Here is a 13304-nt window from a genome sequence, read left to right as displayed (position 1 = left end):
ATTACCAGCGATAACGCAGCGAGGCAATGACGCTTCTATCATAGCCAACAGAACAACCGCCCATTGAACAACTGGTATAGTACTGTTTATTCGTCACATTATTAACGTTGATCCCTAAGCGCCAGTTATTCAAATTTGAATTTAATCCACCAAGATCATAATGTGCCGCAGCATCAAAAAGTGTATTGGATGGATTAGAAATACTATTATCATTATTGACAGGCGACGAACCGGTATAGCGTACCCCTGCCGCAAAACCCAATCCCTGTAGCTGACCATTTAAAAATGTATAATCGGCCCATGCAGAAGCGGTATGCTCTGGTAGCCCTGTTGGACGCTGACCTTTTTCTTCAGGGTTATTGGTCTTGGTATTTTCAAGTTTATTATAGGTGTAGGCGGCGGTAAGATTAAGCTCATCAATAGGAGAATAAATACCTTGTAATTCAACACCTCGCGAACGTACCTCACCAATTTGTAAGCTATTTAAATTATTATTGGGATCGGTTGTTAACATGTTTTGCTGTTTCAACTCAAACACTGTTAAGGTGAGATTGGTTTTGCCATCTTCAGGCTGATATTTAACGCCTGCTTCTATTTGTTTGGCAGTGATAGGTTTATAAGAATTACCATAAAAATTGACGCCAAGCTGCGGGTTAAATGAAGTTGAATAACTGAGATAAGGCGCTAAGCCGAAATCGGTTAAATACATTGCAGCAGTACGATAAGTAAATTTACTATCTCGTTGCTCACTTGATGTTTCATTTTTACGATTATTGGTCTTACTGTTTGACCAATCTTCACGACCGCTCACAACAAAAATCAGCCCATTATCCAGTTTTGCTTGTTGCTGTACGTAGGCACCAAACTGATCACTGGTTTGCAGGGTGTTTGACATCATATTATTAACCGGACCGTAGGAGCCACCATAGCTTGGGTTAAAAATATCAATAGAACTGGCTTTACCGGACATCAAAATATAATCTTCGCGAGTATGGCGATAATCCAACCCTGCAAGGGAGGTCATTTCGATACTATCTACCCACCAATTTGCTTGCAAATTGTTATCTAAGCTTAAAACATCGCCTTTTATTCGAAAATAATAAGCGGCTCGATTTAGCGTTTTCATATCGGGGGAAAGGTAAAGACCTTGGGCAATATTGGTATTTAAATCGGTATGGCTAAAACGTGCGCCTGAATGCCCTGATAGTACATCATTAAAGTCAGTATCTAATTGATAACCTAAGGATGCTTGAGTTCTATCGTTGGTTAATCCGGGTTCATCAAGGAACACATTAGGGTCAACTTTGCCATTCGGATTAGGTAATAGTGTGCCATTTAACGGTAAGAATGGTCGCGGAGCGCCGAATTCATCGTGGCTATAGTCAGCGAGTAACGTAAATGTGGTGCTATCATTGGGTAACCAAGTGAATGCGGGGGCTATATAGACTTTATCGTCTTTAATATGCTTGATTTGAGTATCACTTTTACGAACAAGCCCTGTTAGGCGATAAAAATATTTTTCACTGCCATCAATTGGACCACTGAAATCGCCTTGTAGTTGTTTTCTATCAAAATTCCCCCCCTGAACTTCTATTTCATGGAAAGGTTGATATAGCGGTCGTTTGGTGACTTGATTAACAATACCACCGGGTGAATTTTGCCCATATAACACAGATGAAGGACCACGTATAACGTCAACGCGCTCAAGGCCATAAGGTTCGACTTTAGGCCATGCTTGAGCGGTTGTACTACGTAATCCATCTCGCAACATCCCTGTGCTAGAAACATTGAAACCACGAATACTTAAACTATCAAAACGTGATGAAGCTGCGCCGCTTGTCTGTAAAACACCGGAGGTATAACGCAGCGCTTCACCAACGGATTGGGCATTATGGGCGGCTATTTCATCTCGCGTGATAACACTAATTGCTTGAGGCGTTTCAATAAGAGCTGTATCAGTTTTTGTTGCACTGGTACTACGTGTTGCTATGTATCCGTCTACTTTTCCGGTTGGTGATTGCGTGGGTTTAGCGGTCACAATCATTTTTTCAGTTTTTGCCTCTATATTTTGGTTTGAATAGGCAAAAGGCGAGAAAATTAATGGAATAATCGCAATATAAATAGGTGAGTAAGAGGGTTTTTTCATCGTTGTGCAAACCTATAGGCAATAAATATAAAACGAGAATGTATCTCATTTACATTTTTACTTTATAAGCGTTACTTTTTACATCATGACTATTTATTTATTGAAATGTATATCTCATTGATTCTATTTAATAATTAATAAAGGTAGCGATTAGCAAAGTGTCTTAGGCGAAAAACCAAAGCGCTTACGAAATGCGGTTGAGAGGTGAGCAGGGGAGTAACCGACTTTCCATGCGATGGTGGAAACTTGTTCTGCACCTGTAGATAGCAGTCGATAAGCAAGTTGCAGTCGTTGCTCTTGGATAAAAGGGGTAATTGATGTGCCAAATAGTTGTTTAAAACCAAAATTGAGTTTGCGGATATTCAAGCCAGATTCACGGCTGAGCTGATATAAGCTCGGCGGCTGCGCTAAATTAGTTAAAATAAATGCTTTGATTTCATTTAGGCGATTAATATCGTGGCTTGTTAACTTAGGGTGATGAGTTAATTGGCTATTTTGTTGAATATGTTCGAAAGAATAAGCGCACAGTTCAAGTACCTTACCTGTTAGGTACATATCACCGAGAGCTCCACTGAGGGGACAATTTAGAATTTGATTACCAAGGGCTGTTAAAACTGTCCCTGCATTTTTTGCCAGTAGTTGTGGGCCTTTTATACTCGCCGTTGCTAAAAGTTCGGGTTGATTGATATTAAAGGAATCGAGTAAATTTTCTGATAAGCAAACGGAAACATAGCGAATATCCTCAGCATGTAAAAATCGTTGCTGACTTTCTTGATCATGTTTATTGGCAATCACACATAATGATGCTCCTGAAAGCGAAACTGTTTTTTTATTGTCAGGTTGGCATTCCAGTTCTCCATTCATCATTAGAATAAGTTTTACACCTTTCCATAAGGGTTCACTACTCCACTTTCCTGCTTCCGGTGTCATTTTCCCCCTTAAAAAGAAAGAACCCATATCAGGTAAGAGAGTTGTCATTTGGCCGTTATGCATTAGATGTCGCCTTTTCTCCTTTAGTGAATGATTTATATTAACTGATAATCATTATCATTATAAGTAAATTAAAATAGTCTGTTTTACTCTTTTGAATTTTAGAATTAAAAATGCACCTTAATCAGTTTTTCCAACCTTTGGGGTGCAATTTATCGAGCTATAACCGATTTTAATTAAAATGTTACTGGGTTAAAACGGCCTGCGCTTCTTGTTTTAGCTCGCTGGCAAGGTTTCTTACAAATAAAATTTGATTCATTGCGTCGTTGATTTCTTTTTCAAGTCTTTCTTCTAAGCCTTCAACAGGCATTGGGGTTTCACTTGCGCCGCGATAAGGGATCCATGGATTATCCCCTTCATCATCAAAACGAAACGCTGGAGCATAATAATCAACTTCTTCTTCGAGACCAAAAGAGACAACTTGTGGTTTATCATCACCTAAACAAATAAGTTGTTTTAGTAATGTTTTGAAGGGAACTTCTCCGTTACCTGACAGGCTTGCTTCATGACCAAATCCTTTACCTTCAGGAATGCGTACAGCATCTTTCATATGGACCTGAGTCAGATTATCTTTCATTTTATCAAATGCCTCGAGCGGTAGCTCATTGGCATTGAACATGTTTCCAAAATCAAATAGTAATGAAAAATTTGGGAAGTTTGCTTCTTCCACTAAGCTATTTAATTCATGACTTTTTAAATCTTCATGCTGCTCAATAACAAATTTAAGCCCTGTGTGTTCATAGGTGTTTTTAATATACTCGATATCTGTTTTTACTTTTCGTAAGACATCGTTTAAATGCCCTTCGTAACGAGGATAAAAGCGGATTGAACTTGCCCCCGTTTTTAAGGCGATATGAACCGCTTCATCAATGGCTTGCGCTGCTGATGAGCTAGTTTCAATTTTTAGGTCTAAATTATATGCTTTTGCTTTTTGACCAAATGCGTCGAGTTGTTCATCACTCATGGTCTTTAACGCTTTTGTTTCACCATCTTCAACATGAATTTTAGCGCCTGCTAATTTTTCTTGCTTGGCTATTTCTAATAAGTCATCAGGTAAAATGCGCTCTTTTCTCATATTTAAATGGAATGCATAAGCGTGTAGATATAATGGAATTGAATCAATTCGTTCAATAATTTTTTTTGCGTCTATTAAATTCATTTTTTTCACCTGTCATTTTCAAGTTTATTAATTCGCCACTATTTCCATAGCTTCACGTTGTTTTATGCGTTTAGTTAAAATTTTCGCTGTGATAAAACCAAATAAACTGAACATAATCATCATACCAAAAACAAGATTATAGCCTTTAATACCGGGATAATTATCTAAGAACGAACCGTATATCGCGTATGCAAACATGGCTGGCATATAACCTAAAATACAGGCGAAAGCCATTGCTGATCCGGCATATTCTCTTTTGGTACCAATTTCTTCCATTGGTGCGAAGAAGATAGCTCGTTGGCAAAAAATAATGGTTCCGAACCCGAGTGTTGCCGCCATTCCTAAATACACATTCATATTTTCATGTGGGAGTAACATAAAGAGTCCCATTGCGACAGCGGATAATAGGCACGTAAATTGTAGAAATTTAATGGGTGATTTAAATACTTTATCTGACAAATAACCGCCTATTGGGCCACCTACCATTTTTAAAGCGTATTGATTAATTATTCCATAAGCACCAATGAGGGCGATTGGTAGGGCATAAATGTCTTTTAAGAATGGAATAAAATAAGTTAATCCACAGTAAGAAGCATAGATAAAAAATATTGTCATCGACGCTAACCAGAGATTCGGACATTTTATGACGCTTTTTATGCCTTCAATAACTTGTTTATTTGCCTCAGAAGAATTTTCTGCCACTTTTTTATCATCATCGCTGACAATAAAATAAGTGATTACGCCAATGAGCACCGTGACTATGGTGTAGAACATTAATCCAGCTTGCATCCCTACTTTACCTTCACCAAACAGAATGAAGATATAAAGTGCACCAGAAGCAATTATCACATCAACAATACCGCGACCAGCTTCAAGAAAACCAAACAGGCGTCCTTGCTCTTGTTTATCACCTAATAAACGAACTGCTTTTAACAATACTGGCCAATAAATAACATCAGCAAATAGTGCCATGACCGCAAATGAAATTAGATAGCCAGTAAATGGGGGAAGAGTGGATAAGTATGCACCACAAATACCAACGCCGATTAAGCCTACGGGTAATAGAATTTTTTTCGAAAATCTATCTGCAATATATAAAGATGAAAATAGACCGATAGTTTGGACAATAGTGTAAACAGTAAAGCCAAATCCAATTTGAGCATTTGTTAGCCCCCAATCTTGCTGCATAGGGACATAGAAAACATCTTTCATGCTGGATAATTTAAAAATTGTCCCAGCACCAAGAATTAAAAAGCTAAGTCTTATCCACTTATTCATATTTCCGCCTTATTGTTTTACAACGACAGCTTCTACTTCAATCAAAACATCTTTCGGTAGACGTGAAACTTCGACACAAGAACGCGCTGGATAAATACCGTCATTGAAATAGGATTTATACACGTCATTAAATGCAATGAAGTTATTCATATCGCTGATAAAACAAGTGGTTTTGACAACATCATCCATCGTTAATTCTGATGCATCCACAATCGCTTTCAGGTTTTTCATGACTTGATGAGCCTGTTCTTTGATGTCATTTCCAACAATTGAGCCATCAATATGATGAAAAGGGCAGCAGCCTGAAATATAAATTGAATTCCCGACTTTTCTTGCTTGTGAGTAAGGGCCAATAGCTTGTGGTGCATTTTTTGTTGAAATAATCATTATCGTTTTGCCTATTTGAGTGTTTTTGATGAGGGCATTTAATCATATGAAGAATAGATAAGCTGTGATTGGCGTCAATTAATTGACTAAGTCAAAAAATAATTTACTTAGTGATGTTTTTTGAGTCAAAGTGTTGTAAAAATTCACTTAAATAACTAGAATTGATTAAAAAATAGAGGGGCAATTTGAATGGATATGAATATAAATTATGTGTTTACTGATAATGACCGTAAGTTATTACAGTCTTACATTCCAATGATTGATTGCCTCGGTGAGTTCTTCGGCAAGTATTGTGAGGTGGTTTTACACAGTTTTGAGGATTTACACAGTTCAGTAATACATATTGCGAATGGTCATATAACTGGAAGAGCACTCGGTGCCCCTGTGACAAATATTGCACTAGAAAAATTGGCCGGTTTTAAAAAAAATCATTCCTCTTGGGATGTTTATTTTAATATGAAAAGTATTCGACCTTTTCGCTCATCTTCGACACTAATTGTTAATTTAGAAAACCAGCCAATTGGTATGGTTTGTATGAATTTAGCTCTTGATATGCCTTTAAATGCGATGTCAGAACTTATTAGTGGGAATAATAATTCGAAAAATGAAAATTTCTCACAAGATATTAATAAGTTGATTTTGGATCATTTAGAGCCAATAAAAAATACAATTTATGCCAATAAAAACATCCCGAGTAAAAACAAAAACTTTGAAATCATCAAGGAATTGCATGAAATTGGGATGTTTGAATTTCCAGCCGCACATAAAATTATTTCTACAGAATTAGGAATAAGTGCAGCTACAATTTATAAACATATTCGAAAGATAAACGCTAAAGAATAATTTATGTGCGGTGGGGACTCAGTAAATTGGCCATATCATTAAACATTGATTGCCATTCACTTTCATTAATGTCCATTAAACCAAAATAACGCAGCATAAAGGCACCTTCGGTGGCAAGAAACATTAGTCTTGCTCGCTTACCTTTTTCTGTGGAGGTGTCTAAATTAGCAATGCGTTCACGATACCATTGGCGGGTACTTTCAAGGTATTCAGGGATTTGTAGTAAGCCTGCCATCAAGGCGGCACCTTTGGCTATGGCAATTTGATCATGTTGATAAATGGCTAATCGATGGGCATTCACTCTATTTTCTGGCGAGTTATCTTGCGAGGTTTCACGGTTAAATATTTCATCATAAGACTGCCCCCAACGTTCGAACATGGCATCAATCAAAGCTTCTTTGTTGCCAAAACAATATTGGACGCCACCTTTAGATATTTCCATCGCTTTAGCAACGGCATCGATAGTCAGTGCGGCTGCGCCTTGAGTGATAACTATCTCCTCTGCCGCATCTAATAACTTTTCTCTGTCGATAGTTCGTTGACGTCCCATTTAGAAAAACCTCTTTTCAATACGTTCGTATGGATTTATATTGTAGCACGATCACCACTAAATGGCGGTCGAAAAAACTTACTGAGATGATTGTATGTTAGCAGATTATAAACGTTGGATTGTTTTACTTTTAATTTCAAGTGTCCTATTTCTTATTGTTATTGATGTCACGGTGCTATACACCGCGCTACCTAAATTAACGCATGATTTAGGCGCAACCTCATCAGAAAAATTATGGATCATGAATGCTTATCCGCTGGTGGTAGCAGGGCTATTACCTGCTGCGGGTATGTTAAGCGATAAAATTGGCCATAAGCGAATGTTTTTAATGGGATTGCCTCTTTTTGCACTGGCTTCACTGTGCGCGGCATTTTCACCAACAGCGATGAGCCTAATTTTATCTAGAGGATTTTTGGCTGTCGGTGCGGCAGTCAGTATGCCGGCAACATTGGCGATTGTTCGCCACGTTTTTTTAGATCCGAAAGAAAGAGCATTGGCGATAGGTATTTGGTCTGCGGTAGCATCGGGTGGCGCTGCAATCGGGCCGTTAGTGGGCGGTGCATTACTGAGTCATTTTTGGTGGGGTTCGGTATTTTTAATTAATGTTCCCGTGGTTTTGCTGGTGCTACCATTTGCTTATTACTTAATCCCTAAGTGTGGAGAAGCTAGCCAGAAAAAAGTTGACTATATTGGCTCGATACTTGTACTGATCGGTTTAATCAGCTCTATCTATGCATTAAAAGAGCTAGGTAAACCTTATACAGATTGGTTAACGGTGATAGTTTCTGGTGTTGTCGGTGTCTTCTTTTTGGCTATTTTTAGTCGTCGGCAAATAATGTCTGAATCACCCATGATTGATTTTGCACTTTTGGGAAATCCAAGATTTAGTGCGGGGATTATCATGGCGATATTGTCTGTGGTGATAATTGTTGGTGTTGAATTATTATTAAGTCAAAGGTTACAACTGGTTTTAGGTTATTCACCGCTTGAAGCTGCCTTATATATTATTCCAATTCCAATTGCATCCGTACTCGCATCACCCTTGGCTGGCGTGTTTTTACATAAAATCGGCGAACGTTGGCTGACTATTTTAGGCTTCTCTTTAACCCTACTGGGTGTGATTGGCTTAGCTTTTGTTTATCAAAACACCACCGGTATTTTGTTAATAATATTCTTGTTTTTCATTGGTTTTGGATTAGGCATGATTTTTACAACAGCATCAACGACAGTGATGTTAAGTGCGCCCGATGAAAAAACAGGTATGGCTGCATCGATTGAAGGCGTTGCCTATGAATTAGGTAGTGTGCTCGGAGTGACCTTTATGGGCGGCGTAATGAGCGCGATTTACACACTAAAACTTTCGCTACCCGAAAGCCTAAATGTTTCTGATAAAGTTTATGACAGTATTGACGAAGCTTTAATTGTTGCAGAGAAATTACCTAATGATAGTTCTAGCATATTGATTAATCAGGCTAATATTGCATTTGATCAGGCCTTTGGGGGCGTTATGGTGGCAACTGCGATTGTGATTATTGTCAGTTTAATTTTTATTCCGACACTTTTTCGTCAAAAATCAGCCTCTACAGTCCGTTAATTTATTTGGGGGGTAATTTAGCTCCCCCCTATTTAAAAATTACGGATTAAGTGTGATAAGAGGAACTGCATGGTTAGGATCAGGTAACACTGATATATCGGCTTGATAAAGGTCGCTTAGCATGGGTTTTGTTAGGATGTCGCAGGGTAATCCATTTGCCACAATTGCCCCTTTTTCCATGAGTATTATTCTATTGGCAAAACGTGCAGCAAGATTCAAATCATGTAATACACAACAAACATTTAATTCACGGGTCTCGACTAGATGTCGCAATAGTCTAAAAAGATGTTGTTGGTGATGAATATCAAGGGCAGAAGTCGGCTCATCAAGAAATAGCCATTTTGGTGAAGGGACTGGCTCCCAGAGCTGTGCCAGTAAACGCGCTAGCTGTACTCGTTGCTGCTCCCCACCTGACAGACTCATATAATCTCGTTGGGCTAAGTCTTCGCAATCACAAAGTGCCATAATATGTTGTGTATCGTCAGCATTGTTTAACGATAGATGACTTGATGATGCATAAGGATGGCACCCCATTCGCACAATTTCATGAACCCGAAATGAAAAAGCCATATGGCTATTTTGCCGCATGACGGCTCGAACACGAGCGAGTGCATCGGGTTTCCATTCTGCGAGTTGTTTTCCTAATAAAGAACAACTCCCTGAATCCGAAGGTAGATAACCCGTTAGCTGACGCAGTAACGTGGATTTCCCCGCACCATTAGGACCCAGTATTGCGACAATTTCATTTCCCGGTAACGTGAGCGAGACATTATTGGTGATTAACCGGCCGCCTGCACGGTAGTTTAAGTTTTTTGCCTCAATCATTATTTTTTCCGTATGCGTAAAATTAACCACAGAAAATAGGGCCCGCCAATTAGGCTGGTGAGTAAGCCAACAGGCATTTCTGCGGGTTGCACTAGTGTTCTTGCGAGAGTATCCGCACCTAATAATAAACAAGCGCCTGCGAGGGTAGAACAAGGCAGTAGCCAGCGATGATCGGAGCCGATGGTCATACGCACTAGATGAGGAATCACTAAACCAACAAAGCCAATCACTCCACTCACGGCAACTGAAGCGCCAACAAGTAGTGAGCTTATTAATAATAATTGCTGACGAGTTCGACGGACGTTTACGCCAAGGTAATGCGCTTCCTCATCGCCCAATTGCAGTAAATTAAGAGATTTGCTCAGATAGTTTGCTGCAATAATGGCAGGAAAAATAAATGAGGCACAAACGAGTAATGTTGGCCATTGGGCTTGCCCCAAATTGCCCATCATCCAAAGAGTGAGCTGACGCAATTGTTGTTCATCACCAATATAACTGAGTACGCCAATCGCTGCGCCACATAGTGCATTGATGGCGATACCTGCAAGTAATAATTGCATCACTCCGCCTGATGAATGGCGACGACTGATGAGATAAATAATAGTACAAATGACTAAGCTACCTGCGATGGCATAAATCATTTGTTCATATAGCAGCAAAATAGCAGGAAAAGAAAACGGAAATACGATTGCAATGCCAACCATTAAAGCGGAACCACTACTGACTCCAAGTAGCGCAGGGTCGGCCATTGGGTTTCTAAATAAACCCTGCATGATGACACCAGACGTTGCGAGTGCGCCACCCACTAAAACCGCGAGTAATACGCGGGGCAGTCGAATATTTAACCATATATCAAGATATTGCTCATCTTGTAATGATGAAAAGGTAAGCTTGATAGCGCCTTGTCCTGAAGCAAAAAATGTTAAAATAGCCAAAGCAACAAGAAGGGTTATTAGTACATGTGGTGACGATCGTAAATCGCGCATATTCCATTATCTCAATCAAAATAATGCGGGCACTTTTTAGGGTGACCGCAATGTTTTTAAGCTGGAGTTAACCCCGGCTGGATCAGGCTGTAAATTTGTTGTTTAAGGGATGGTTCTAAATCTAATTGATTAATATGTGCAGCAACATCTTCTCGCATCACAAAGCCGTGCGCTTCCTTGTCTTGTTCGCGTATTGCTTGACCTGTGGCTTTGCCGTTGAGCAGTCCACCTGGACGCAAAATGGCGAAATCAAGTAAACTGGTTTGTAGCCATGATTCTGCTAATGATTTTTCTCGAACGGCTTGACCAAATGCAGCGCGAGCGCGAGGTGATAAATATTGCCATGAATCACCGCATCCTAATGAAGTGACTAAGATCATACGCGATATATTAGCCTGTTGAGCGCAGTCAATTACCGTGCGATGAGCTAAGTAATCTTGTGAGCCTCCCATGGTGGAAATAATGGTGGCATTTGTTCCTGCTGCTTCACAAGCGGCTGCGACAATTGAAGCATCGCAAGCGTCACCGATAAATACTGTAGCCCCCAGAGCTGTGAGTCTATCTGCGGCTTGTTGATTTCGGACTAGGGTAATAACAGGGCGTTGTTGCGATAAGGCCAGATTGGCGGTCATCGCGCCAATACCTTTTCCTCCCGCGCCAAAAATAAGCCACGGGTTCATTGCGTTGCCTCAGTGAGTTGTGTTTTTTCAATAAATCTTTGTGCTAGAGAGCGAAAAGCATTTAGTTGCTCTGGGAGTAATTGGCGATGATCATCACGACCTAAAAATATTTTGAACATAGCGTTGCCTGATTGGTTAAAAAACAAAATTGAGGCAGTATCCATCCCCATAAACTTACGTTCAACCAGCGCGATATGTGTGCAATTTTCAGCTTTGATATGACCTGTCATGCCCTTTTTACCGCGTAAGTTAAAGTAGCCATGGCGATGGAAACCAGAAGGGAGTTCACCTGAGAACTCTAAAATCACATCATTAGTATGCACTAAGGTCGTGACATTTCCCCATTCTTGTACACTATCCCAAACCAAATCAAAAGACTCACCCTCGGTTAATGCATGGGTCGGAAGGTTTTTAACGACTTCAAATAACGTTGTATCATACTGTTTTGCGATAGCTTCTAACGTACCATCCGGTTCAGTTTTCAAAAAGTCAGACAAAGAAACATTGCTCATTAAAGGCTCCTTTAAATTATTTTCTCAGCAGTAGGTTGCGGTAAATTAAGTTCGGTAATCAGTTCTTGAAGAGACTGTAAAATATTACTCGCCCAGAAACGCCCTTCATTGGTTAGTCGAAGGCAGCTAGAGGCATCTAAGGTCAGCCCTGCTTGGTGCCATTGTTGTAATAACGGGGCGAGTTGTTGTGCATGGGGGGTAAATTTATCAAGAGTGACACGCGCCGTTTCAATTCCGGCCTGCAACTGATGACGCCATTGATATTGTGGGTCTGTCGTTTGCATCATCATCATTAACGGCTTTTTGCCTGCATCAATGGCGTTATAGTAAGCTTCTAAGCTGCGTTCCCCCATCCATGAATAGCCGTCGACTGAGCCGCCAGCACCTGAGCCAAAAGCCAGACAATCAGCCCCTTGTTTAATTAATAAGTTATACAGATTTCGTTCTCGAGTTGTGCGCGCCCAATGGCTATTGCTGATGCAATGCCAACCTTCTTTATCCATAAAATCACAACCTTGTAGATAGAGGTCGCGACGTTCTGCGGGGGATGGAATGGTTGTTCGGCCATTTTCAACGGCTTTACCCAGTGGTGTATTGGGAATAAGGTTTAATGCATATAAATCGACACCATCTAGACCGATATCTCGAGCAATTTCCAGATCTTCCCCCCAAAGTTTGGCATCTTGTGCTGGTAAACCAAATAATAAATCGCATACAACGGCGGCATTGTCACGGAGGCACAATTTTTCCATAAAGATTCTGGCTTCTTCACCTGTTGAGGTACGTGCCATTTTTTTACGAATTTTACTGTTAAAAGATTGAATTCCAATTGAAAAACGATTGGCTCCAGCATCTAAACATGCGTCGATGCGCTGGTCGTCAAAATTTAAAACACGTCCCTCGATAGTAATTTCGCAGTCAGGAGCAAGGGGTAAGCGGCGTCTAAGCGTTGTAATAATACGCGAGAGATCATAGGCGCTCAGTGCTGATGGCGTACCACCACCAAAGTAAACTGCATGAATGGGTGCCGATTGATGTAACTGGCTATCGGCCTCGGCTTCAATTTCACGTAATAGCATATCGGTATAATGATGGCTTTGGTCTGCGTCATCACGGTTTTGATAAAACCCACAAAAAGTACAGTGGGTGGCACAAAAAGGGATATGTAAATAGACTAATCGCTTACGAGCCGCTGTCGTTGAGGTGATTAATTTTTGCCATGTTTGTTCACGTTTATCGGGACTAATCGGCATCGCGCTGCGCCATGGCATAGTTGCGTGTCGGTCTTTAAAAGGTTGATGACCGTCTAGTGCATAATGAGGGGCTAAATTGAGTTCAGGTTTCATAATAATTG

Annotated in this window: 13 protein-coding genes; 2 read left to right on the top strand and 11 right to left on the bottom strand. The window is 40.1% G+C overall.

Annotated features, from left to right (window positions below; genetic code table 11):
• Position 1: 1 nt before the first annotated feature.
• The 5 genes from AAZR93_RS17205 to AAZR93_RS17185 all read right to left on the bottom strand — a co-directional run bounded on the left by AAZR93_RS17205 (position 2) and on the right by AAZR93_RS17185 (position 5960).
• A complete protein-coding gene (locus tag AAZR93_RS17205; RefSeq protein WP_434720530.1) occupies positions 2 to 2146 on the bottom strand; it encodes a TonB-dependent siderophore receptor in 2145 nt (714 codons plus the stop codon).
• A gap of 150 nt (positions 2147 to 2296) precedes the next feature.
• Positions 2297 to 3139, bottom strand: a complete 843-nt coding sequence (locus AAZR93_RS17200) for a helix-turn-helix domain-containing protein (protein WP_294101614.1) — start codon at positions 3137 to 3139, stop codon at positions 2297 to 2299.
• 181 nt (positions 3140 to 3320) lie between these two features.
• A complete protein-coding gene (locus AAZR93_RS17195; protein ID WP_434720529.1) occupies positions 3321 to 4295 on the bottom strand; it encodes a sugar phosphate isomerase/epimerase family protein in 975 nt (324 codons plus the stop codon).
• Positions 4296 to 4322: 27 nt separating this feature from the next.
• The gene (locus AAZR93_RS17190) at positions 4323 to 5573 is read right to left on the bottom strand and encodes an MFS transporter (protein WP_434720528.1); all 1251 of its coding nucleotides are present in this window, start codon (positions 5571 to 5573) and stop codon (positions 4323 to 4325) included.
• Between the two features lie 9 nt (positions 5574 to 5582).
• Positions 5583 to 5960, bottom strand: coding sequence for a RidA family protein (locus AAZR93_RS17185; protein WP_434720527.1), 378 nt, complete (start codon positions 5958 to 5960; stop codon positions 5583 to 5585).
• A 189-nt stretch (positions 5961 to 6149) separates the two neighbouring features.
• Between AAZR93_RS17185 and AAZR93_RS17180 the strand changes: the two genes are divergently transcribed.
• Entirely contained in the window at positions 6150 to 6803 is a 654-nt protein-coding gene (locus AAZR93_RS17180) for a helix-turn-helix transcriptional regulator (RefSeq protein ID WP_434720526.1), read from the top strand.
• Between the two features lies 1 nt (position 6804).
• Here AAZR93_RS17180 and AAZR93_RS17175 read toward each other — a convergent pair whose 3' ends face one another.
• Positions 6805 to 7353: a TetR/AcrR family transcriptional regulator gene (locus AAZR93_RS17175; RefSeq protein WP_434720525.1), complete on the bottom strand. Its 549-nt coding sequence runs from the start codon at positions 7351 to 7353 to the stop codon at positions 6805 to 6807.
• A 94-nt stretch (positions 7354 to 7447) separates the two neighbouring features.
• Here AAZR93_RS17175 and AAZR93_RS17170 point away from each other — a divergent pair, with 94 nt between their 5' ends.
• Positions 7448 to 8947, top strand: coding sequence for an MFS transporter (locus AAZR93_RS17170; RefSeq protein ID WP_434720524.1), 1500 nt, complete (start codon positions 7448 to 7450; stop codon positions 8945 to 8947).
• Between the two features lie 39 nt (positions 8948 to 8986).
• Here AAZR93_RS17170 and AAZR93_RS17165 read toward each other — a convergent pair whose 3' ends face one another.
• Genes AAZR93_RS17165 through hutW form a run of 5 tightly spaced genes read right to left on the bottom strand, consistent with a single transcriptional unit; the run spans position 8987 to position 13296 of the window.
• A complete protein-coding gene (locus AAZR93_RS17165) occupies positions 8987 to 9772 on the bottom strand; it encodes a heme ABC transporter ATP-binding protein (RefSeq protein WP_434720523.1) in 786 nt (261 codons plus the stop codon).
• A complete protein-coding gene (locus AAZR93_RS17160; protein ID WP_434720522.1) occupies positions 9772 to 10758 on the bottom strand; it encodes a FecCD family ABC transporter permease in 987 nt (328 codons plus the stop codon). Before AAZR93_RS17160 ends, AAZR93_RS17165 begins: the two co-directional genes overlap by 1 nt.
• Before the next feature lie 56 nt (positions 10759 to 10814).
• The gene (locus AAZR93_RS17155) at positions 10815 to 11438 is read right to left on the bottom strand and encodes an SDR family oxidoreductase (protein WP_434720521.1); all 624 of its coding nucleotides are present in this window, start codon (positions 11436 to 11438) and stop codon (positions 10815 to 10817) included.
• Positions 11435 to 11950 (bottom strand): heme utilization cystosolic carrier protein HutX, encoded by a 516-nt coding sequence (gene hutX, locus AAZR93_RS17150; protein WP_434720520.1) that lies wholly within the window; start codon positions 11948 to 11950, stop codon positions 11435 to 11437. Before hutX ends, AAZR93_RS17155 begins: the two co-directional genes overlap by 4 nt.
• A gap of 11 nt (positions 11951 to 11961) precedes the next feature.
• Positions 11962 to 13296, bottom strand: coding sequence for a heme anaerobic degradation radical SAM methyltransferase ChuW/HutW (gene hutW, locus AAZR93_RS17145; protein ID WP_434720519.1), 1335 nt, complete (start codon positions 13294 to 13296; stop codon positions 11962 to 11964).
• Between the last annotated feature and the right edge of the window lie 8 nt (positions 13297 to 13304).

Source organism: Providencia sp. Je.9.19 (genome assembly GCF_051129765.1).
In the GTDB taxonomy this organism is placed as follows: domain Bacteria; phylum Pseudomonadota; class Gammaproteobacteria; order Enterobacterales; family Enterobacteriaceae; genus Providencia.
Note: the sequence above shows the minus strand (reverse complement) of the source record. Positions and strands in the feature narration are given on the sequence as shown.

What these genes read in the sequence shown, in the direction of transcription:
- AAZR93_RS17155 (WP_434720521.1), bottom strand. Translation starts at nt 11,438, where the DNA reads ATGAACCCGTGGCTTATTTTTGGCGCGGGAGGAAAAGGTATTGGCGCG.
- AAZR93_RS17165 (WP_434720523.1), bottom strand. Translation starts at nt 9,772, where the DNA reads ATGATTGAGGCAAAAAACTTAAACTACCGTGCAGGCGGCCGGTTAATC.
- AAZR93_RS17205 (WP_434720530.1), bottom strand. Translation starts at nt 2,146, where the DNA reads ATGAAAAAACCCTCTTACTCACCTATTTATATTGCGATTATTCCATTA.
- hutW (WP_434720519.1), bottom strand. Translation starts at nt 13,296, where the DNA reads ATGAAACCTGAACTCAATTTAGCCCCTCATTATGCACTAGACGGTCAT.
- AAZR93_RS17160 (WP_434720522.1), bottom strand. Translation starts at nt 10,758, where the DNA reads ATGCGCGATTTACGATCGTCACCACATGTACTAATAACCCTTCTTGTT.
- AAZR93_RS17185 (WP_434720527.1), bottom strand. Translation starts at nt 5,960, where the DNA reads ATGATTATTTCAACAAAAAATGCACCACAAGCTATTGGCCCTTACTCA.
- AAZR93_RS17190 (WP_434720528.1), bottom strand. Translation starts at nt 5,573, where the DNA reads ATGAATAAGTGGATAAGACTTAGCTTTTTAATTCTTGGTGCTGGGACA.
- AAZR93_RS17175 (WP_434720525.1), bottom strand. Translation starts at nt 7,353, where the DNA reads ATGGGACGTCAACGAACTATCGACAGAGAAAAGTTATTAGATGCGGCA.
- AAZR93_RS17170 (WP_434720524.1), top strand. Translation starts at nt 7,448, where the DNA reads ATGTTAGCAGATTATAAACGTTGGATTGTTTTACTTTTAATTTCAAGT.
- AAZR93_RS17180 (WP_434720526.1), top strand. Translation starts at nt 6,150, where the DNA reads ATGGATATGAATATAAATTATGTGTTTACTGATAATGACCGTAAGTTA.
- AAZR93_RS17200 (WP_294101614.1), bottom strand. Translation starts at nt 3,139, where the DNA reads ATGCATAACGGCCAAATGACAACTCTCTTACCTGATATGGGTTCTTTC.
- AAZR93_RS17195 (WP_434720529.1), bottom strand. Translation starts at nt 4,295, where the DNA reads ATGAATTTAATAGACGCAAAAAAAATTATTGAACGAATTGATTCAATT.
- hutX (WP_434720520.1), bottom strand. Translation starts at nt 11,950, where the DNA reads ATGAGCAATGTTTCTTTGTCTGACTTTTTGAAAACTGAACCGGATGGT.